Origin of the sequence: Stenotrophomonas chelatiphaga, assembly GCF_001431535.1 — a bacterium.
GTDB classification, from domain to species: Bacteria; Pseudomonadota; Gammaproteobacteria; order Xanthomonadales; family Xanthomonadaceae; genus Stenotrophomonas; species Stenotrophomonas chelatiphaga.
The window spans coordinates 24,897-45,057 of sequence record NZ_LDJK01000012.1 but is presented as its reverse complement, the minus strand read 5'-3'; the positions used below and the strand labels follow the sequence as shown (position 1 = coordinate 45,057).

The following is a 20,161-nucleotide window of genomic DNA, read 5'->3' as shown; positions in this document are numbered from 1 at the left end:
GTCGGTGCGTCGGAAAAAGAGTCCCCATGCGTCAAGGATACGCCGCGACAGGCCCGGTTGCGGCGGGTCCGGGGCGTCAGTCAACCGACGATTGCGTCAACGAACCGCCAAAGTCGGCATACATTCGTTGCAGTACGGTTAATCTTCTGTTAATTATTGATGCAGCGCAACAGACCTACTGACGCGCAGGGAGAACCAACGGGATGAACCACTAACCGAACGACAACTCAACAATCCGACTGCAAGGTGCATGCATGAACGACCGCATTGGCAAGTGTGTTCACGCTCCGAAAGCCTTTTCGCCATTGGCATCTGCAGTACACGTGGCGCTCGCAACGGCCCTGCTGGTGACCAGCGCGGGGGCGCTGGCACAGGAAAGCCCGGCCACGCCCGAAGCGGCCACCAACCTGGACACCGTGTCGGTGCTGGGCAGCCGCACCAAACCGCGTACCGTGTCCTCTTCCGCGGTACCGATCGACATCATCAGCGGCGAAGAATTCCGCAACCAGGGCGCCACCGATGCGCTGGACCAGCTGAAGGTGTTGGTGCCTTCCTTCAACGTCAGCACCATTCCCATCGATGACGCCGCCAGCCTGGTGCGCCCGGCCAACCTGCGCGGCCTGCCACCGGACAACACCCTGTTGCTGGTCAACGGCAAACGCTTCCACCGTGCGGCGGTCATCACCTTCCTCGGCCATGGCCTGTCCGACGGTGCGCAGGGTCCGGACCTGTCGGTGTTTCCATCGCTGGCGCTGGAACAGGTGGAGGTGCTGCGCGACGGCGCCGCCGCCCAGTACGGTTCGGACGCCATCGCCGGTGTCATCAACTTCGGGCTGAAGAAACTGCGCGAAGGCGGCACTGCCGAAGTGTTCACCGGCAAGTACTACGAAGGCGACGGCCTGACCACGCAGTACTCCGCGCAGATCGGCCTGCCGCTGACCGAACGCGGTTTTGCCACGCTGACCGCCGAATGGCGCAATGCCGATGACACCTCGCGCAGCGTGCAGCGCGACGATGCCGCCGCGGCAATCGCCGCCGGCTACCCTGGCGTTGGCCAGCCGGCGCAGGTGTGGGGCTCGCCGAAGGTCGATGACGATTTCAAGCTGGTCTACAACCTGGGCCTGTCCACCGACAGCGTGGACTTCTACCTGTTCGGCAACCATGCCAAACGCGACGTGGACGGTGGCTTCTACTTCCGCGATCCCACCTCGCGCTCTGGCGTGTACTCCAACGACGGCGGCGACACGCTGCTGGTCGGCAACCTGACCGGCGCCGGCGCCTGTCCGTCCATCGCGCTGCGTGACGGCGGCGGCAACCTGCTGCCGTATGCCGGCGTCAGTGCAGCGGTCGCCGCGCTGCCGGCGAACTGCTACACCTTCCTGTCCAGCCTGCCGGGCGGCTTCACCCCGCGCTTTGGCGGGTCGCTCGAAGACACCTCGGTGTTCGCCGGGGCCAAGGGCACCTGGGAGGACTGGTACTGGGACGTGAGCGGCTCATGGGGCCGCAACGAGATCGACTTCACCATCTACAACACCGTCAATGCCTCGATGGGCCCGGTGCAGCCGGCCGGCCTGTCCTTCAAGCCGGGCGGCAACACCCAGACCGAAAAGAACCTCAACGTGGATGTCAGCCGCGATATCGCCGTCGGCTTCAGCAGCCAGCCGCTGCGTCTGGCGATGGGTGCGGAATGGCGCGAGGAAAGCTTCACCATCAGCCCGGGTGACGGCCCGTCCACGGCGATCGGCCCGCTCACCGAGCAGGGCTTCGCGCTGGGCTCCAACGGCTTCAACGGCTTCAGCGCGCGCACCGCCGGCACCTTCGACCGGCGCAACTGGGCCGCCTATGCCGACCTGGAAGCACAGCTCACCGAACGCTTCCTGCTGGCCGGCGCGCTGCGCTACGAAGACTACGATTCGTTCGGCAGCACCACCACCGGCAAGCTCACCGGCCGCTTCGACTTCACTGAAACCTTCGCCGTGCGCGGTGCCTACAACACCGGCTTCCGTGCCCCCACGCCCGGCCAGGCCAACATCAGCCAGATCAGCACCGTGTTCGGTGGAACGGCGCTGGAAGACATCGCCACCCTGCCCCCGACCGATCCGATCGCCCAGCTCAAGGGCGCCCAGCCGCTGACCCCGGAAGAATCCAGGAACGTATCGCTGGGTGCGGTGTGGACCCAGGGTGACTGGCTGTTCACCGTGGACGGCTACCAGATCAAGGTCGAAGACCGCATCGCGCTGAGCACCAGCTTCGCGGTGACCCCGGCCGAGCGGGCCGCGCTGGTGGCCGGCGGCAATCCGGAAGCGGCGTCGATCTCGCAGGTGACCTATTTCGGCAACGCCTTCGACACCACCACCACCGGCGTGGACGTGGTCACCAGCTACCGCAGCGATCATTTCGGTGGCACCACCACCTATGCGCTGGCGGCCAACTGGAACCGCACCGAAGTGGATCGCTACGACACCGATTTCATCGATGCGGCGCGTGTGTACAAGCTGGAAAAGTCGCTGCCGCGCACCAAGGGCTACTTCAGCGTCAACCACCAGCGGCAGATCTTCCACGCCAACCTGCGCTTCAACTACTACAGCAGCTGGTACGAAGACCACCTGGACAGCGGGGTGATCTCCGCCGCTGACGGTGGCCTGCCGATCCACGCCGGCAGCGCGTTGATCGTGGATGCCGAAGTGGGCTGGAAGTTCGTGTCCGGGCTGTACTTCAGCGTGGGCGCGCAGAACCTGTTCGACCGGGTGCCGTCGAAGAACCCGTGGGCCGGCGTGGCTGGCGCGGAATACCCGGTGCATTCGCCGTATGGCTTCAACGGCGGCTTCTACTACGCCCGCCTGGGTTGGAAGTTCTGATCTGAGTGCACAGAGGGACCGGCGGCGGCGCACATCCAGGCGCCGCCGCCGACGGGCCGAACGCACTGCGCGCCGGTCCGCTCACGGGTTGCTCACCGGCTCGGCGGCTGGCCCCTTCCGCAGATCGTCGGGCTGCCGATGATCACGGCCACGTCCACATGCCCATGATCAGCCTCGGCTATCCTGAAGGCCTTGACCCGACGCCGGAATACACCGAATGCCTTCCATCGACAGGGGCGCTGGATGTGCACTATGCCGCGATGCGGATCCACTGCCGTTCGACTTCAGTTACGCATTCCAGCCCATCGTGGATGTGCAGGCGCGCGAGGTGTTCGCGCATGAAGCCCTGGTGCGCGGGCCGGCGGGCGAACCCGCCAGTTCGGTACTGTCACGCATCACCGCCGACAACCGCTATTCGTTCGATCAGGCCTGTCGCGAGAAGGCCATCCGGATCGCGGCGACGTTGAATCTGCAGTCGCATCTCTCAATCAATTTCCTGCCCAATGCAATCTACCGGCCGGAGGTCTGCATCCGCTCCACGCTGCAGGCGGCCGAACGGCATGGCTTTCCGGTTGAGCGGATCATCTTTGAAACCGTAGAGGGGGAGCAGGTCAGCGACGGCAGATGGCTGGCCGAAATCCTGAGCGAGTACAAACGTATCGGCTTCAAGACAGCAATCGATGACTTTGGTGCCGGGTTTGCCGGCCTGAACCTGCTGGCCGACTTCCAGCCCGACATCGTCAAGCTGGATATGGCACTGATCCGCGGCATCGACCGGAGCCCTGCACGACGTGCGATCGTGGCCGGCGTGGTGTCCATGTGCGAGGAGTTGGCGATCGATGTCATTGCCGAAGGCATCGAGACCGGTGATGAGGCGCACTGTCTGGAAGATATCGGTATCCGCCTGATGCAGGGCTATTGGTTTGCCCGGCCGCAGTTCGAGTCCGCCGTGCGCGAAGCCGGGATTGCCTGGACAAGATGATTCACGGCCGGCGCATCCGGTTGTGGGGCATGAGCGGCACTATTTCAAACAAACGCTTGAAACGCGCATAACTTCGCCGAACTGGACATCAACTCCAGCTTCCGCCAGACTGCCGCCCTTTCCCGTCGTTCGGCTCCCATGGCGAAACTGCTGGTACTGCATGGCCCCAACCTCAACCTGCTCGGCACGCGCGAGCCGGGGGTCTATGGCCACACCACCCTGCCCCAGATCGACCAGGCGCTGCACGCGCAGGGCGCCGCGGCCGGACACGCGGTGGAAAGCCTGCAGTCCAATGCCGAACACGTGCTGGTGGACCGCATCCAGGCCGCGCGCCTTGACGGCACTGCCTTCATCCTGATCAACCCGGCGGCATTCACCCATACCTCGGTGGCCCTGCGCGATGCGCTGGCCGCGGTGGACGTGCCGTTCATCGAAATCCACCTGTCCAACCCGCATTCGCGCGAACCCTTCCGCCAGCACAGCTATTTCAGCGACAAGGCGGTCGGTGTCATCTGCGGTTTCGGTGCCGACAGTTACCGTTACGCAATGGATGCCGCCCTGCAGCGGCTGTCCAACGCCTGATCGTCGAACGGGCGCCTGCGCCCTTCCCACTCCAGATAAAACCCAAAAAAAAGAGGCCCCCATGGATCTGCGCAAAATCAAGAAACTGATCGACCTGCTGGAAGAATCCAACCTGGCCGAGATCGAGATCAAGGAAGGCGAAGAGTCGGTGCGCCTGTCGCGCGCTCCGGTCGGCACCTTCGCGCAGATGGCCGTGCAGCCGCAGATGATCGCCGCGCCAGCCGCCGCTGCCGCCCCGGCCATGCCGATGCAGTCGCCGACCGAGGCCTCCACCGGTGGCACCGCCAAGCCGGGCAACGCGCTGCCGGAAGGCCACGTGCTGCGTTCGCCGATGGTCGGCACCTTCTACGCATCGGCGTCGCCGGACAAGCCGGCCTTCGTCAGCATCGGCCAGCAGGTCAAGGAAGGCGAGACCCTGGCGATCATCGAAGCGATGAAGATGTTCAACCCGATCGAAGCCGATGCGTCGGGCACCATCGTCGCCATCCTCGGCGAGAACGGCCAGCCGGTTGAGTTCGACCAGCCGCTGTTCGTGATCGGCTGAGGGGCCGGCCATGCTCGATAAAATCGTCATTGCCAACCGAGGGGAAATCGCGCTGCGCATCCTGCGCGCGTGCCACACCCTGGGCATCCGCACGGTGGCCGTGCATTCCACCGTTGACCGCAACCTCAAGCACGTGGCCATGGCCGACGAATCCGTCTGCATCGGCCCGGCCGCGTCGACCGACAGCTACCTCAACATCCCGGCGTTGATCGCCGCCGCTGAAGTGACCGACGCCCAGGCGATCCATCCCGGTTACGGCTTCCTGTCGGAAAACGCGAACTTCGCCGAACGCGTGGAAGAATCCGGCTTCATCTTCATCGGCCCCAAGGCCGACACCATCCGCCTGATGGGCGACAAGGTGGAAGCGATCCGCGCGATGAAGGCCGCCGGCGTGCCGTGCGTGCCGGGCTCGGGCGGTCCGCTGGGCGATGACATCGTCGCCAACACCAAGATCGCGCGTGAGATCGGTTACCCGGTCATCATCAAGGCCTCCGGCGGCGGCGGCGGCCGCGGCATGCGCGTGGTGCATGCCGAAGCGTCGCTGAAGACCTCCATCGAAACCACCAAGAGCGAAGCCAAGGCGGCGTTCGGCAACGGTGAGGTCTACATGGAGAAGTACCTGGAAAATCCGCGCCACGTGGAAATCCAGGTGCTGGCCGATGGCCAGGGCAACGCGATCCACCTCGGTGAACGCGACTGCTCGATGCAGCGCCGCCACCAGAAAGTGGTCGAAGAAGCACCGGCACCGGGCATCACCGACGAAGCCCGCGAGCAGATCGGCAAGGTCTGCGTGGAAGCCTGCATCCGCATCGGTTACCGCGGCGCCGGCACCTTCGAGTTCCTCTACGAAGACGGCCGCTTCTACTTCATCGAAATGAACACCCGCATCCAGGTGGAGCATCCGGTCACCGAAATGGTCACCGGCATCGACCTGGTGGTGGAGCAGCTGAAGATCGCTGCCGGCCAGAAGCTGTCGATCAAGCAGAGCGACATCGTGCTGACCGGCCATGCCATCGAATGCCGCATCAACGCGGAAGATTCGGAAACCTTCGTGCCGAGCCCGGGCCAGATCAGCGCGTTCCATGCACCCGGCGGCCCCGGCGTGCGCGTGGATACGCACATCTACGCCGGCTACCGCGTGCCGTCGAACTACGATTCGATGATCGGCAAGCTGATCGTGCACGGGCCGGACCGCGAGACCGCCATCGCCCGCATGCGGGTGGCACTGAGCGAGATGGTGGTGGACGGCATCAAGACCAACGTCGCCCTGCAGCAGCGGATCATGCGCGACAAGGGCTTCCAGGCCGGTGGACAGAACATCCACTACCTGGAAAAGCGCCTGGCAGAGCGCAAGACCAAGTCGATCGCGCTGACCTGATCGCACCCATCAGCGCCGGCCTCCGGGCCGGCGTTGTCCGATCACTCGTAACGCAGCGTCATCACCATCGCGGCATTGGCCGGACCTCCGCGCACGAGGTCCTCCACCTGGTAGTAGCGGGCGCGCAGCGGGATGCGGTAACTGCCATTGGCGGTAGCGGTCAGTGGCAATCCGCTGTCGCGGAACGCGCGGAAGGCCACCGGTGATTCATCGTCCCACGCGACCTGGATGCCGATGCCGCGTGCTGCGGGGGCGCCGGGGGCGCCCGGCTGCAGCGCGATGATGGACCGTGCCTCATCAAGAATCGCCGTGGACGGATCCAGACGTACGCCAATCCGGTTGGCCACCCGCAGGTCTGCCCGCTCGACCGTGCCGCTGTCGCTGCGCGCGTATGCTGCCCTGCGGCCGAAGAATGCCGGGCAGCCGGTCAGCGGGACCTCATACCGCTGCCATGCGGTGTGACTGCCGATGCCGGTGAAGGTGCTTTGCGGTATATCTCCCATCGGCACGCGGACGTCACCCACCCGACAGGTGCCGGTGACGATGCTCAACTGCCCGACCACCTGCGCTTCCCAGAGGTTTATGCTGCCCGACCCCCCGGTGTACTGGCGTGCGCGCGGGAGCGAACTGCCCTGCAGTACGCCAGCGCTGATCGGTCCGATCTTGTAAAGGCTGAAATCGAGGCTTTTGTTGAAGTTGTAGGTGAGTGTCCCAGTGCCCACGTTGATGTTGCCAGCGTTGTAGGGGAACTTCGTTCCCGCGTACCACATGGCGATACCCACCCCCGGTATCGACGTTTCATATACGCGGTCGAATGCCGAGGGGCGGCCCGGCGAACCGATGTAGTCATCGGTCCTGGACACTGTCCCTGGCCCTCCCGAGCACCTGACGAAAGCACCTGAGGCACTGCTATGGCGCGAGGTATAGATCTCCGTCCCGTCCGGTACATCGGCGCCGACGGTGATCGTGCCCTGCAGGGGCAGGATTATCTGGAACGCGGTGGGCCATTCAGGGGGATGTTCGCAGCTCTGCGCCAAGGCAGAGCCTGCGTTGCACAACGCCAGCGCGGTCAGCAGCCGGTAGAAACGAATCTGCTTCATGTCATCACCAATTGGGAAAGTAGGCCGGGCGTCGACTGGACGGGCTCATCAGAAGTTTCCCTCCCCCTCGGCATACACGACATCGGATGGGTCTGATTCCGCGCTGCTCGTAGCGCGCTGTCACCCCGTGCTTGCGCAGTGTCAGCCGCTGCCGTGCGCCGTCCCATCAGATGCGTCCGAAATGCAATGGCGACGCTTCAGTTGGACAGCGCTGCGCTGGTCGGCTGCACGCCACCGACATCGGTGATGGTGCTGTACTCGATGCTGATCACGCCCTTCGGCCGCGCAGCAAGCCCGTCGAGCGGAAACACCTGGGTGGCGCGCGGCGCGACCATGCCGCTGCCTGTATCAGCCAATACCTTGCCATCGACGGTGAGCGAGATCGCGGCGAAGCTGACGTGCCATGGTGTCGGGTTGTCGACCTGCACGGCCAGGCCGTCGGCGCGCTGCTGCAGCGACCAGCGCAGCTGGCGGTGGGCACCGTCCGCCTCGCCGGGTAGTCCGGCGGGGCGATAGAACAGCTTGATGCGGCTGCGGAAGGCCAGCTCCAGCTTGTCCTGCTCACCGCTGGACGGCGGGATGTCCAGCACGTTCACCCAGTACAACGATTCGCGGTCGACAGGCTGCGCCGGGCCGGTGAAGCGGATACGCACGGCCTGCTGGGTTCCTGCGTCCATGCGCAGCAGGGGCGGGGTCATGACGAACGGGGCCTTGGCGGCTTCCGGCGGCGTGTCCTGGTCACCGTCATCGATCCACACCTGCACCAGCGCCGGGCGTTGTGAATCGTTGTTCAGCCCCAGGGTGACTTCGCTCTCCTGCGCGGGAAAGACCAGCCGGGTACCGGCAATGACCACGCCGGCTTCGGCGGCCAGCGGACAGAGCAGGACGGCTGCAAGGCCAACGGCCGATAGCGATCGCTTGACGACGGTAAGCATGGCGTTCTCCGAGGGGGCAGTGCCGTCGGTTCACCACGCGGGCCGACACTGCAGGATGTCGCCATTAAACTCCTGTCGCGCCATTGCGTGGAATAGGACGCGACCGATGAACTGGCGGCCCCTTGGCCGGCCCCTCACAACGCCGGATCAGCGCCGCTCCGCTGCTTCGGCCGGGACCTGGCTGCCCGCCAACGGACGCACGCCATTGGGCGAGGACGGGTCGACGATCACCATGGTTTCGGTGGAGCCATCCGGCCATACCACCTGGAAGGTACTGCCCGCCGGCAACGAGGTGAACGGCATGCCGCTCTGCGCACGGTATACCGCGGCGACCTGGCTGGCGCCGGCACGGCGCACCTCCGGCGTGGACTGCACCTTGGTCAGCTCCACGGTGGACAGTCGTCGGTAACGGTCTTCCTGGGTATCGATCATCAGCAGGCCGACCGCACCGGCCGAATAGGCGACGAACAATGCCACCCAGAACCAGAACTTTGCCCCGTGCAGGATTCGACGGTACTTCATCGCCCTTTCCTCTTTCCAATCAGTTCTTCGACCCATTCGGTCATTTTTTCGGCACCCTGCCGCGAAACCGCAGCGTCGTATACAAAATCAGTGAAGTCCTGCCCGTCTTCCTGGCTGCAGATGCCACCGTTGGCGCAGAAGCTGTTCATCAGCACGCTGTCGCTGCCGCAGGGCATGCCCAGTTCGCAGGCCGCCACGCGCCAGGCCAGTTCGCTCAGTGCCTCGCCGGCCACCATGCCGGTCATCGCACGGTCGCCGGACGCACGCAGTCCCATCGCCGGGGCAAGCGCCATGTAGGCTTCCGGATCATGTGAATCGCGCACGCGCTCGACCAGGCCGCGCCGGTAGTCTTCGTCGGTCTGCAGCGGCTGGCCGTCGGCCAGCAACGAGGCTTCGGCGGCCAGGTTGCCGCCCTGCGCCGCCTGCCGGCGCTGCGCGAAAACCAGCGGGTAGCCCAGGCCATCACTGGCCACGAAGCCGCCGCATCGCGCGGCAACACGCTGTCGCGCGTCAGCCATCGCGGTCGATGCACGCTCACCCATCCCGGTCAGTACGCTGTTGTCCAACTGGTAGCCACCGGGATCGTTGGCATACTGGCTGCAGTAATCGTAGACCCGGCTCAGCATCCAGCGCGCCTCGACGTTGCCGCTGTCGGCCTGTGCGCGCAGGCGCTGGGCGAACGCAAACAGATCCGTATCGCCTTCCATGTCCGCACGGATGTCCAGCGGCAGACCCGAAGGCACGGCGTTGAGCGGATTTTCGTTGCTGCCCATTCGACGTGCCAGCGCCGCGGGCAGCGTCGTCTGCGCAGTCAGGGTGTCTGCTGGTTGCGACACACCAGCGTCCATCGCGGCAGGGCCGGATTCCTGCGCATGCAGCAGGTGCCCGCCCATGCGCATGCCCGCTGCGCCGAGCAATGCCACGGCCGGCACCACGAGCAACCAGGTTTTCAGGGCCGGAGCAAACGCCATCAGGGGATAAGCCGTTGACAGGCAAGGCAGGAGCGCGATTCTACCAAGGGGATTGCCACGTGTCTGGTCGAGCCTATTCAGTCTCCGCGTGCAGTGAGATGGCTGCCACCGCCCTGGATCGACTAGCATTCCCTTCTTTGCCGGATCCCGCCTGCCACCATGCCGTTCCTGGAACTGACCCTGCGCTGCACCGAAGCCACCCAGCCCCGCTACGAAAACGCGCTGGAGGATGTTGGCGCGCTGGCGGTGACCCTGCTCGATGCCGAGGCTGACACCAGCAACGAGCAGGCCATCCTGGAGCCCGGCGTCGGCGAGACGCCGATGTGGGACACGCTGGTTCTGAGCGCATTGTTCCCGCATGACGCCGATGGACTGCTGCTGCTGGCCGCGCTGGAAGCCTTCGACGATGGCCTGGACTGGTCGACGGTGAGCTTCCGTGCGGTGGAAGACCAGGACTGGGAACGCGTCTGGCTGGACCAGTTCGAGCCGCTTTCCTTCGGTGAACGGACCTGGATCGTGCCGTGGAACCATGAGCTGCCCGAGGCCGCACAGACAGCCGATGCCGCCGTGGTGCGGCTGGACCCGGGCCTGGCGTTCGGCTCCGGCACCCACCCGACCACCGCGCTGTGCCTGCGCTGGCTGGATGGCCTGGCCAAGGCGGGCCTGCTGCAGGGACAGCGCGTGCTCGATTTCGGTTGCGGCTCGGGCATCCTGGCACTGGCCGCGTTGAAGCTGGGCGCGGCCGAGTCGATCGGCGTGGACAACGATCCGCAGGCGCTGATCGCCACCGCCGACAACGCCGAGCGCAATGGCGAACTGCCGCGCATGCATGTCTACCTGCCGCAGGACGAACCGGTGGCCACCTACCCGGTGGTGGTCGCCAACATCCTGGCCTCCGCGCTGGATGCGCTGGCCGACCTGCTGGCGGCACGCGTGGCCGCCGGCGGCCGCATCGCGCTGTCGGGCATCCTGCACGGCCAGGAAGACGAACTGCTGCAGCGTTACGCGGCCTGGTTCGATGACCTGCAGGCGACCCAGGACGGCGACTGGATGCGCATCACCGGCGTGCGCCGCGCCTGATCGCGGCAAGACGTGATTGAATAGAGGCTGGACCCGAGACGGTACCTGCATGTCCGAACCGAACCCGCCCCGTCGACCGCTGGCCACCTTCCTGCGACCGCACGCCGGATCGCAGGCCGACACGGATGCGACCCCGTTGGCGGAGCCGTCGGCGCCGCCGGCCAGCGCAGCGCCGGACATCGAAGACAGCCCGGCCGATGCAGCCCCGGAGCCGGTCGCGGAGCCCGTCGCGATCGCCGGCGAGGTACCGTCGCAGGTAGAGCCGACGATGTCCGAGCCGGTCCGTGCGGCGGCCAGCGGGACCCCACTGGCCCAGGCAGAGCCGGTGTTCCTGCGCGGCGGTGGGCATCGATTGCGCGCGCCCCGCTGGCAATGGGCCATCGTGGCCGCGCTGTCGCTGTTGTTGCTGCTGCAGATCGCGCTGGCCGACCGCGCCCGCCTGGCGGCAGAGGCCAGCACCCGTCCGTGGGTCGCAGGCCTGTGCAGCGTGCTGCGCTGCGACCTGCCCGCGTGGCGCGAACCGGCGGCCTTCAGCATGATCAGCCGCGACGTGCGGCCGGTGCCGCAACAGGCCGGCGCACTGCAGGTACAGGCAAGCATCCGCAATGACGCGCAGTGGGCGCAGGACTGGCCGGTGCTGCGGCTGTCGCTGTCCGATGCCGATGGCCGGGTGATCGGCAGCGGCGTCTTTGATGCGTCGGACTATCTCGGTGCCGGGGCAGAAACGGCGGGGCTGCTCGAACCCGGCCAGAGCGCGCAGATCGCCTTCCAGGTCAGGGAACCTGCGGCGTCCACGGTCGCGTTCAACTTCGAATTTCTGTGACCCAGGCAGGCCAGCGGCCCGTGCAGGGGACGGCGGCTCGCGCTAGACTGGCCGCCACCACCTTCTCGCCAGCGCCAGCATCCGCTCCGGCGCGGCCACCAGATCGGGATTCCCATTGAACGCTGTACTCTCTCGTCCTGACACCAGTCGTGGCGCTGCGCGTCCTCCGCTCCGCGAACATGTCGCCCAGTCCGTGCGCCGCTACCTGCGCGACCTGGATGGCTGCGATGCCGATGACGTCTACGAGATCGTGCTGCGCGAGATGGAAATTCCGCTGTTCGTGGAAGTGCTGAACCATTGCGAGGGCAACCAGAGCCGCGCCGCGGCGATGCTCGGCATCCACCGTGCCACCCTGCGCAAGAAGCTGAAGGAATACGGCATCAGCGCCTGACCCGGCACCGCATTACGTGTGAGGGCGCCCCAAGGCCTACAATATCGGCCCCGCCTGCTGCCGTTGCCCTGCCCCCATGAGTGCTGACCTGCTGCCCGTCCGTCGGGCCCTGCTTTCCGTTTCCGACAAGACCGGCCTGATCGCGCTGGCCACCGCCCTGTCCGCACGCGGCGTGGAACTGCTGTCCACCGGCGGCACCGCCAAGGCGATCCGCGAGGCCGGCCTGGCGGTCAAGGATGTCTCCGACGTCACCGGTTTCCCGGAAATGATGGACGGCCGGGTCAAGACCCTGCACCCGATGGTGCACGGCGGCCTGCTGGGCCGCGCCGGTACCGATGATGCGGTGATGGCCGAGCACGGCATCGGCGCGATCGACCTGCTGGTGCTGAACCTGTATCCGTTCGAATCGGTTACCGCCAAGGCCGACTGCGCGCTCGACGACGCCGTGGAGAACATCGACATCGGCGGCCCGGCGATGCTGCGTTCGGCGGCGAAGAACTTCGCCCGTGTCGCGGTGGCGACCGATCCGTCGCAGTACGACGAACTGCTGGCCGAACTGGCTGCACACGATGGCCAGCTGTCGAGCGCCAAGCGCTTCGCGCTGTCGGTGGCGGCGTTCAACCGCGTCGCCCAGTACGACGCGGCGATCAGCAACTACCTGTCCGCCGTCGCCTCGCGCGAGACCGCCGTGCCGGTACGCAGTGAGTTCCCGGCGCAGATGAACTCCTCCTTCGTGAAGGTGATGGACCTGCGCTACGGCGAGAATCCGCACCAGAGCGGCGCGTTCTATCGTGACCTGTATCCGGTGCCGGGCACGCTGGCCACCTTCCAGCAGCTGCAGGGCAAGGAACTGAGCTACAACAACCTGGCCGATGCCGATGCGGCATGGGAATGCGTGCGCCAGTTCGAGGCGCCGGCCTGCGTGATCGTCAAGCACGCCAACCCGTGCGGCGTGGCCGTGGGTGCCGGCAACGGCGATGCCTATGAACTGGCCTATGCCACCGATCCGACCAGTGCCTTCGGCGGCATCATCGCCTTCAACAAGCCGCTGGACCTGGCCACCGCGCAGGTGATCCTGGACCGTCAGTTCGTTGAAGTGCTGATCGCCCCGGACTACGAACCGGCCGCGCTGGAATACGCCACGAAGAAGGCCAACGTGCGCGTGCTGCGCATCCCGCACGGTGAAGGCCTGAACAACTACGACAGCAAGCGGATCGGATCGGGCCTGCTGCTGCAGTCGTCCGACAACCGCGGCATGACCCGCGACGAACTGAAGGTGGTCAGCAGGCTGGCCCCGACCGACAAGCAGTTCACCGACCTGCTGTTCGCCTGGAAGGTCGCCAAGTTCGTGAAGTCCAACGCCATCGTGTACGCCAAGGACAACCGCACCATCGGCGTCGGTGCTGGCCAGATGAGCCGCGTCTACTCGGCGCGCATCGCCGGCATCAAGGCCGCCGACGCCAACCTGGTGGTCGAGGGTTCGGTGATGGCCTCCGATGCGTTCTTCCCGTTCCGCGACGGCATCGATGCCGCCGCTGCTGCCGGCATCAGGGCGGTGATCCAGCCGGGCGGTTCGATGCGCGACGCCGAAGTCATCGCCGCCGCCGACGAACACGGCCTGGCGATGGTGTTCACCGGCGTGCGTCACTTCCGTCACTGACGGAAACCGGATCCTTGGGGGTGCCGACCCGTTCGTCACCCCGCGTCTTCTTTCCCCGCGTATCGGAAATCCCTCGCATGAAGATCCTCGTCATCGGCTCCGGCGGCCGCGAACACGCCCTGGCCTGGAAGCTGGCCCAGTCCCCGCAGGTCACCGAGGTGCTGGTCGCGCCCGGCAATGCAGGCACCGCCACCGAAGCGAAGTGCCGCAACGTGGACATCAAGGTCACTGACCTGGATGGCCTGCTGGCACTGGCACGCTCCGAAGGCGTCGCCGTCACCGTGGTCGGCCCGGAAGTGCCGCTGGTGGCCGGCGTGGTCGATGAGTTCCGCGAAGCCGGCCTGCGCATCTTCGGGCCCACCGCCGCTGCTGCGCAGCTGGAAGGCAGCAAGGCCTACGCGAAGGATTTCCTGGCCCGGCATGGCATCCCGACCGCGTACTACGCCGTGCACACCGACGTCGACGCGGCGCTGGCCTACATCCGCGAAAAGGGCGCACCGATCGTGGTCAAGGCCGATGGCCTGGCCGCCGGCAAGGGCGTGATCGTGGCGATGTCGCTGGAAGAGGCCGAATCCGCGGTGCGTGACATGCTGTCCGGCAACGCCTTCGGCGATGCCGGCGCACGCGTGGTGATCGAAGAATTCCTCGATGGCGAAGAGGCCAGTTTCATCTCGATGGTCGATGGCGTGCATGCGCTGCCGATGGCCACCTCGCAGGATCACAAGCGCGTCGGCGATGGCGATACCGGCCCCAACACCGGCGGCATGGGCGCGTATTCGCCGGCCCCGGTGGTGACCCCGGAGGTGCACGCGCGGGTGATGCGTGAGGTGGTGGAACCGACCGTGCAGGGCATGATCGCCGATGGCGTGCCGTTCACCGGCTTCCTGTATGCCGGCCTGATGATCGATGCCAGCGGCGCGCCGAAGGTGATCGAGTTCAACGTGCGCTTCGGCGACCCGGAAACCCAGCCGGTGATGCTGCGCCTGCAGTCGGACCTGCTTGACCTGGTACAGGCGGCGATCGACGGCACGCTGGACCAGGTGCAGGCGCAGTGGGATCCACGTCCGTCGCTGGGCGTGGTGCTGGCCGCGGCGCCGTATCCGGAAGCGCCGATCACCGGCGATGTGATTTCCGGCCTGGACCGCGTGCCCGACACCGCCAAGGTGTTCCACGCAGGCACCGCGTTGGATGCCCAAGGCAACGTGGTCAGCGCCGGTGGGCGGGTGCTGTGCGTGGCCGCACTCGGCGACAGCGTGCGCGATGCGCAGGCCAACGCCTACGCAGGTGTTGCGAAGGTGACCTGGGCAAACGAGTTCCACCGCAATGACATCGGCTGGCGCGCGATCGCCCGCGAGAACCAGTGACGGTTTGACGGCCAGCGGCCGTCACTACCACCGCCGAGCGCGCAGAAAAAAACGCCGGGCACTGCCCGGCGTTTCTGTATGCAACGAATGCCTGCGCTTACGCGGTAAACAACGCCTTCATCTTCTTCAGCGCGTTGGCTTCGACCTGGCGGATGCGCTCGGCGGACACGCCGTACTCATCGGCCAGCTCCTGCAGCGTGACCTTGCTGTCGGCATCCAGCCAGCGGCGGGCGATGATGTCGCGCGAACGCGCATCCAGTTCGGCCATGCCTTCGCGCAGCAGCTGCAGCTGGTTGTCTTCGCTGTCGGCGCGCTCGTAGGCCATCGAAGGATCTTCTTCATTGGCCATCAGGTACGCCGCCGGCGACGGCGGGGCGTGGTCGTCGTCTTCGTCGCTCGGCGCGTCGAAACCGATATCGCGACCGGACAGGCGCGACTCCATTTCCAGCACTTCGCGCTCGGACACGTTGAGGTCCTTGGCCACCGCGGTGACCTCGGCAGCGTTCATCCAGCCCAGGCGCTTTTTCGAACGACGCAGGTTGAAGAACAGCTTGCGCTGCGCCTTGGTCGTGGCGACCTTGACGATGCGCCAGTTCTTCAGGATGAACTCGTGCATTTCCGCACGGATCCAATGCACCGCGAAGGACACCAGGCGCACGCCCATGTCCGGGTCGAAGCGCTTGACCGCCTTCATCAGGCCGATGTTGCCTTCCTGGATGAGGTCGCCCAGGGCGAGGCCGTAGCCGTTGTAGCCGCGGGCCACGTGCACCACGAAGCGCAGGTGCGAATGCACCAGCTCGCGGGCCGCGTCCAGATCGGTCTGATCACGGAAACGACGCGCCAGGTCCTGCTCATCATCGACCGACAGCACCGGGATCTGGTGCACGGCACCGATGTAGGCGTCCAGCGAACCGAGCGCACTGGGAATCGGGAGATTGTTTGCCACAAGGGCAGTAGAGGTGTTCTGGCTCATGGGTCTCATCTTAGCAGTCCGATACTTCGACTGCTAAAGGTCAAAAAAGTTCCAGTGTTCCGGTGACAGAACAATGGCGCTGAGTACCCGTCTACCCTACCGCGATTTGGCGACAGTGGCGACAGGGCCGCAGATCATTTAAAACTATCCATAAATCAATGAGATAGTTGATCTACAGGCTGATAATTCCGTGCAGATTGGCTGAACGGACAGCGGAATCTCCGCATTCAGCCGCAAAAAGTTGTCAGGCGTTCAGCGCCTGCAGACCGGGAGCGCCGAGCGATGCCCGGCCGATCCCCGGAAACGCTCGCCAGGCACGGCTCCGCGCTCCCGTCCGCCCTCAGTAATACCCCGCCAGGTTCAGGAAGAAGCCCTTCTGGTCATAACGCAGCTCGGTCATGTCATCGCTGAACTCGGTGAAGTTGTAGCCGCCGCCGATCTTGAAGTTCTCGCCCACCCGGCGGTCGACGCCGACCAGCCAGCCCTTGCGCACGCCGCCGTCGCGCACCTTCAACCAGCGGTGCTCGGCGAGCCCTTCCCACTTCTCGAACAGGCGGTAGCGCAGCTGCAGCGCGGCGAAGTCGGCGCGGCTGTCCAGCCAGGCGCCTTCGCCACGCCCGGTGCGGTAATCGCCCCAGCGCGAGGCCAGTTTGCCGGCCACTTCCCAGCGCGCGCCGAACTGGCGGATGCCTTCCAGCGACAGCACCTGCGAGCGCTGGTCATACAGGTTGCCGCCTTCCTGCCCCAGCGAGGCCACGTCATAGAGGTAAGTAAACTTGCCGAAGGCGGCCCAGCGGGTGTTGTCATGCGGGCGCCAGGCAAAACCCATGTTGGTTTCCACCAGCTTGGCATCGGCCACCGGGTTGATCCGGTCCTGGGTATCGGCATAGTTCGCGCGCAGGGCCAGGCGCCAGTCCTCGTTGACCTTGTACAGCAGGCGGTTGGTGGTCACCCACTGCTCGCGCTGTTCGGCGCCGGAGTCGTGCCGGTATTCCAGCTTGCTGTTCCACTGCGCCACCGCATCGGTGCGTCCGCCGCTGACACTGTAGGCACGACGATCAATGCGTCCGAGGGTCGATTCCAGTTCGCCATCCATCACCGTGAAGCCGAGGTTCCAGCCCTGCGCCGGGTAGAAGTCCATGCCGAAGGTATGCACCAGCCCGGCATTGTCCTGCCGGCGGTCCTTCAGGTACTGGCTTTCGTTGTAGACATTGACCTGGTTGCTCAGGCGCCAGCGCTGGCCCAGCGTCCAGCCGGACTGCAGGCCGGTGTCGAACAGGGGATCGGTGCCGGTGCGGTCGCTGCTGTAGCTGTAGCTGCCGTACAGGCTGTGGTCCGGTGCCATGCGGTATTCCGCATCGACCTTGCCGCCATGCCCGCGACTGCCGCCGCTGACTTCGGCGCCGACGCTGCTGCGGTCACCGAACAGGTAGCGCGCCCCCAGGGTCAGCAGGTCGTTCTTCTCGTACGCGCCACCGTCGTCATCCACCGTGACCTGGCCGGTGCTGTACAGCTCCCAGGATGAGCCGAAGCGCTGCCGGTAGCCGATCGCCGCCAGCAGCGCATCCACCGTCTGCAGGCGCTGTTCTTCGCGCACGCGGCGCAGTTCACCGGTCCACTGGCCGTCGTTGCCCAGCCGCCAGTCCGCGGTCAGCTGGGTCTGTTCCAGCGCCAGTTCGCCCTGTTCGGTGCGGGTGTGGCGTCCATACAGGCTGAAGTCGTCGGTGAGGTAGCCGAGGAACTCGGCGCCGTACTCTTCCACCGCCAGCCCGGTGTCCTGGCGCGCGACCGAGAAACCGGCATCCACGTCGCGCCACCACGCGCCGACGCTCCAGTCCTGCGCGGTCCAGCCGAGCTCGCGCAGGTTCGCACGCGCTTCCACCGCCGTGGCACTGCCCGAGCGCTGGACTTCATACGGGTTGCGGCGGATGAAGCTGAGGCCGCCGTTGTCCGAATAGAACACCGGCGCGGCGGTGGCATCGGTCTCGGTGTGCTCCACCTTTACATAGGTACCGCGCCCGGCCTGCAGGGTGAGATCGGCGCCCTTCAGCGTGTAGTTCTCGCCGCTGCGGTTTTCTTCCACCCAGGTGCCACCGATGGCCACGTGGTCACCGATCCACTGGCGGCCACGCGCGCCCATCGTCACGTCATCGCTGCTGAAGCCCAGCGGCACGTATTCGTAGTCCACCAGCAGCAGCTGGTCGTAGCCGTCCAGCGGCATGTCACGGGTGATGCTGCGCACGTTCTCACGGGTCAGCATCGCCAGCGGGCGGGTCAGGATCAGGCGGCCCTGCAGGTCATCGATCTCGTAGTCCACGCCTTCCTGCAGGGTGACGCGGGTTTCGCTACGGCCGGTGGTGCGGTCACGCACTTCCAGCACCACCTGTTCCGAACCGGGCAGCACATCGGTGTGGCGCAGGTAGTACAGGCTGCCACCGGTGCCGAGGAATTCACTGTGCCCGGGCGCGGACTGCGCTTCGGAACCGAACACCTTCAGCTGCGAGCGTGCCTCGCCCAGCGGCGTGGCTTCCAGCGAACGCCAGTTCAACGCGCCGCCGTACAGCGAACGCACGTACTGGCCATATTCGGTGCCGGTGATGCCGGTCGCATAGTTGCCCCAGATCGCCTGGCTCTGGTCCCAGTCCACGCGCAGGTACAGCCGCCCCTGCGTGTCCACGTCGCGCCAGGTGGTCGAATCATCGCCGTACACCGGGTAGTACAGGTCCGGATCAAGGCGACGGAACACATCGGTCGGATCGGCTTCCCAGAAATCGCGGAACAGGTGCTTCAACTCGCGATCCTGGGTGTCGGCCTGCGCGGTCAGCAGGTACTTGCCGCGCATCTTGCCCTTCAGGTAGAACGCCAGCCGCCCTTCGCTCAGGAAGCTGTCGTCGTCGCGGTCATCGGCGGCCAATGGCTGCAGGTTGCCGCTGGCACTGTTCTTCGACACGGTGACATCGGCGATGGCCACCGCGAACAGGTAGCGGCCGGTCACGTCCACGTCCAGCTGCCGTTCGGCGCTGGGCATGTCCTTGGCGTCCACCTTGACCTCGTAGCGGTGCGCGCCGACCGGTTCCAGGAACTCCGCGGCGAACTTCTGCTCCAGGTCCACCGGGAAGCTCTGGCCGTTGATGGTCACCCGGCTGTTCGGTTCCAGCCCGCGCCCGTATACCCGCACGCGCGAACCGTGGATGGGGATGTTCTGCAGCCGCAGCTGGCTCTGCCCGTAGATGCCGTTGCTGACCTGCAACGCCTGCGCGTTCTCGCCATCCAGCGATTGGCCCAGGGTCTTCTGCACGTTGTCACGGGTCACCTGCAGGCCACGATCGAAGTCGGCCGGGGTGACCAGCTGGATGCGCTGCACCTGTGTTTCGTCGAAGGAATTGCCGGCACCGTAGGCGCGTGCCACGTAGATCAGGTCATCACCGGTACGCAGCTTGATCTGCTCCGGCAGCTGCGCGTCCCACTCGGCTTCGGACACGTAGCCCACCGGCAGTTCGATGCGCGCCAACGGGGTGACCAGGTCGGTATCGGTGCCGCGGTACAAGGTGACGTCCAGCTTCTCGATGAAGGAGGCGTAGTTGTTGTAGCTGTGGAAGCGCAGCGGACGCACCAACCGGCCGTTCTCGAACGGTACGGTAGCGGCCGACTGCACGCTCAGGCTCGGCGGCACCATCGATGGATCTTCCGTCGCCCAGACCACGCCGCCGTTCGGCAGTTCGGACATGAAGCCACCGGCCAGCGTGGCCGGCGCCTGCGGCACCGCATCGACGCTGCCGGCAGCGGGCAAGGGTGCAGCCGCGGCCGCGGCCGGGCCATCGTCGCGGATGCGCAGCAGCAGGCCCTCGTCGTTGCGGCAACTGTCCGCTTCGCAGCGGATCGGTGCCGGCGTGGCCGGCGGCAGCACCGGTTGGGCGGCTGCCGGCCACGACGGAACGAAGGCCGCCAGCATCAGCAGCGGCATGATCGGGCGATAGGGTTTGCGGGTGTTGTCCATG

The 20,161-nt window shown here is 66.0% G+C and carries 16 protein-coding genes; 10 read left to right on the top strand and 6 right to left on the bottom strand.

What is annotated here, in order from left to right:
* The first annotated feature begins 323 nt into the window (after positions 1-323).
* The 5 genes from ABB28_RS04160 (at position 324) to accC (ending at position 6,344) form a co-directional block, all read left to right on the top strand.
* The gene (locus ABB28_RS04160) at positions 324-2,858 is read left to right on the top strand and encodes a TonB-dependent receptor plug domain-containing protein (RefSeq protein WP_245625276.1); all 2,535 of its coding nucleotides are present in this window, start codon (positions 324-326) and stop codon (positions 2,856-2,858) included.
* A gap of 217 nt (positions 2,859-3,075) precedes the next feature.
* Positions 3,076-3,840, top strand: a complete 765-nt coding sequence (locus tag ABB28_RS04155) for an EAL domain-containing protein (protein WP_057507425.1) — start codon at positions 3,076-3,078, stop codon at positions 3,838-3,840.
* Positions 3,841-3,978: 138 nt separating this feature from the next.
* Positions 3,979-4,422 (top strand): type II 3-dehydroquinate dehydratase, encoded by a 444-nt coding sequence (gene aroQ, locus ABB28_RS04150; RefSeq protein ID WP_057507424.1) that lies wholly within the window; start codon positions 3,979-3,981, stop codon positions 4,420-4,422.
* 61 nt (positions 4,423-4,483) lie between these two features.
* Positions 4,484-4,966, top strand: coding sequence for an acetyl-CoA carboxylase biotin carboxyl carrier protein (gene accB, locus ABB28_RS04145; RefSeq protein WP_042614743.1), 483 nt, complete (start codon positions 4,484-4,486; stop codon positions 4,964-4,966).
* A 10-nt stretch (positions 4,967-4,976) separates the two neighbouring features.
* Entirely contained in the window at positions 4,977-6,344 is a 1,368-nt protein-coding gene (accC, locus tag ABB28_RS04140) for an acetyl-CoA carboxylase biotin carboxylase subunit (protein ID WP_057507423.1), read from the top strand.
* Positions 6,345-6,385: 41 nt separating this feature from the next.
* On the opposite strand, the gene ABB28_RS04135 is transcribed toward accC, so the two are convergent.
* From ABB28_RS04135 to ABB28_RS04120, 4 genes are all read right to left on the bottom strand, one after another.
* Positions 6,386-7,444 (bottom strand): fimbrial protein, encoded by a 1,059-nt coding sequence (locus tag ABB28_RS04135; RefSeq protein WP_152983390.1) that lies wholly within the window; start codon positions 7,442-7,444, stop codon positions 6,386-6,388.
* Positions 7,445-7,641: 197 nt separating this feature from the next.
* On the bottom strand, positions 7,642-8,379 hold the full coding sequence (locus ABB28_RS04130) for a fimbrial biogenesis chaperone (protein ID WP_057507421.1): 738 nt from the start codon (positions 8,377-8,379) through the stop codon (positions 7,642-7,644).
* A 147-nt stretch (positions 8,380-8,526) separates the two neighbouring features.
* Entirely contained in the window at positions 8,527-8,901 is a 375-nt protein-coding gene (locus ABB28_RS04125; protein ID WP_057507420.1) for a hypothetical protein, read from the bottom strand.
* A complete protein-coding gene (locus ABB28_RS04120; protein WP_057507419.1) occupies positions 8,898-9,872 on the bottom strand; it encodes a hypothetical protein in 975 nt (324 codons plus the stop codon). The genes ABB28_RS04125 and ABB28_RS04120 overlap by 4 nt, the downstream gene beginning before the upstream one ends.
* Positions 9,873-10,031: 159 nt before the next feature.
* On the opposite strand from ABB28_RS04120, the gene prmA reads away from it, so the two are divergent.
* The 5 genes from prmA (at position 10,032) to purD (ending at position 15,190) form a co-directional block, all read left to right on the top strand.
* Positions 10,032-10,952 carry a 50S ribosomal protein L11 methyltransferase gene (gene prmA / locus ABB28_RS04115; protein WP_057507418.1) on the top strand — a complete coding sequence of 307 codons (921 nt, stop codon included), beginning with the start codon at positions 10,032-10,034 and terminating at the stop codon, positions 10,950-10,952.
* A gap of 49 nt (positions 10,953-11,001) precedes the next feature.
* The gene (locus ABB28_RS04110; protein ID WP_057507417.1) at positions 11,002-11,775 is read left to right on the top strand and encodes a DUF3426 domain-containing protein; all 774 of its coding nucleotides are present in this window, start codon (positions 11,002-11,004) and stop codon (positions 11,773-11,775) included.
* A 115-nt stretch (positions 11,776-11,890) separates the two neighbouring features.
* Positions 11,891-12,166 (top strand): DNA-binding transcriptional regulator Fis, encoded by a 276-nt coding sequence (gene fis, locus ABB28_RS04105; RefSeq protein WP_057507416.1) that lies wholly within the window; start codon positions 11,891-11,893, stop codon positions 12,164-12,166.
* 76 nt (positions 12,167-12,242) lie between these two features.
* Positions 12,243-13,826, top strand: a complete 1,584-nt coding sequence (gene purH / locus ABB28_RS04100; RefSeq protein ID WP_057507415.1) for a bifunctional phosphoribosylaminoimidazolecarboxamide formyltransferase/IMP cyclohydrolase — start codon at positions 12,243-12,245, stop codon at positions 13,824-13,826.
* Between the two features lie 77 nt (positions 13,827-13,903).
* Entirely contained in the window at positions 13,904-15,190 is a 1,287-nt protein-coding gene (purD, locus tag ABB28_RS04095; protein WP_057507414.1) for a phosphoribosylamine--glycine ligase, read from the top strand.
* A 97-nt stretch (positions 15,191-15,287) separates the two neighbouring features.
* On the opposite strand, the gene rpoH is transcribed toward purD, so the two are convergent.
* Together rpoH and ABB28_RS04085 are read right to left on the bottom strand one after the other, a co-directional pair.
* A complete protein-coding gene (rpoH, locus tag ABB28_RS04090; RefSeq protein WP_057507413.1) occupies positions 15,288-16,163 on the bottom strand; it encodes an RNA polymerase sigma factor RpoH in 876 nt (291 codons plus the stop codon).
* Positions 16,164-16,503: 340 nt separating this feature from the next.
* The gene (locus ABB28_RS04085; RefSeq protein WP_211260362.1) at positions 16,504-20,160 is read right to left on the bottom strand and encodes a TonB-dependent receptor; all 3,657 of its coding nucleotides are present in this window, start codon (positions 20,158-20,160) and stop codon (positions 16,504-16,506) included.
* Position 20,161: the final 1 nt, after the last annotated feature.

Coding starts and splice junctions, on each gene's coding strand:
- ABB28_RS04130 (WP_057507421.1), bottom strand. CDS start 8,379: ATGCTTACCGTCGTCAAGCGATCGCTATCGGCCGTTGGCCTTGCAGCC.
- ABB28_RS04120 (WP_057507419.1), bottom strand. CDS start 9,872: ATGGCGTTTGCTCCGGCCCTGAAAACCTGGTTGCTCGTGGTGCCGGCC.
- prmA (WP_057507418.1), top strand. CDS start 10,032: ATGCCGTTCCTGGAACTGACCCTGCGCTGCACCGAAGCCACCCAGCCC.
- ABB28_RS04085 (WP_211260362.1), bottom strand. CDS start 20,160: ATGGACAACACCCGCAAACCCTATCGCCCGATCATGCCGCTGCTGATG.
- ABB28_RS04135 (WP_152983390.1), bottom strand. CDS start 7,444: ATGAAGCAGATTCGTTTCTACCGGCTGCTGACCGCGCTGGCGTTGTGC.
- ABB28_RS04125 (WP_057507420.1), bottom strand. CDS start 8,901: ATGAAGTACCGTCGAATCCTGCACGGGGCAAAGTTCTGGTTCTGGGTG.
- ABB28_RS04110 (WP_057507417.1), top strand. CDS start 11,002: ATGTCCGAACCGAACCCGCCCCGTCGACCGCTGGCCACCTTCCTGCGA.
- accC (WP_057507423.1), top strand. CDS start 4,977: ATGCTCGATAAAATCGTCATTGCCAACCGAGGGGAAATCGCGCTGCGC.
- aroQ (WP_057507424.1), top strand. CDS start 3,979: ATGGCGAAACTGCTGGTACTGCATGGCCCCAACCTCAACCTGCTCGGC.
- rpoH (WP_057507413.1), bottom strand. CDS start 16,163: ATGAGCCAGAACACCTCTACTGCCCTTGTGGCAAACAATCTCCCGATT.
- ABB28_RS04155 (WP_057507425.1), top strand. CDS start 3,076: ATGCCTTCCATCGACAGGGGCGCTGGATGTGCACTATGCCGCGATGCG.
- accB (WP_042614743.1), top strand. CDS start 4,484: ATGGATCTGCGCAAAATCAAGAAACTGATCGACCTGCTGGAAGAATCC.
- purH (WP_057507415.1), top strand. CDS start 12,243: ATGAGTGCTGACCTGCTGCCCGTCCGTCGGGCCCTGCTTTCCGTTTCC.
- purD (WP_057507414.1), top strand. CDS start 13,904: ATGAAGATCCTCGTCATCGGCTCCGGCGGCCGCGAACACGCCCTGGCC.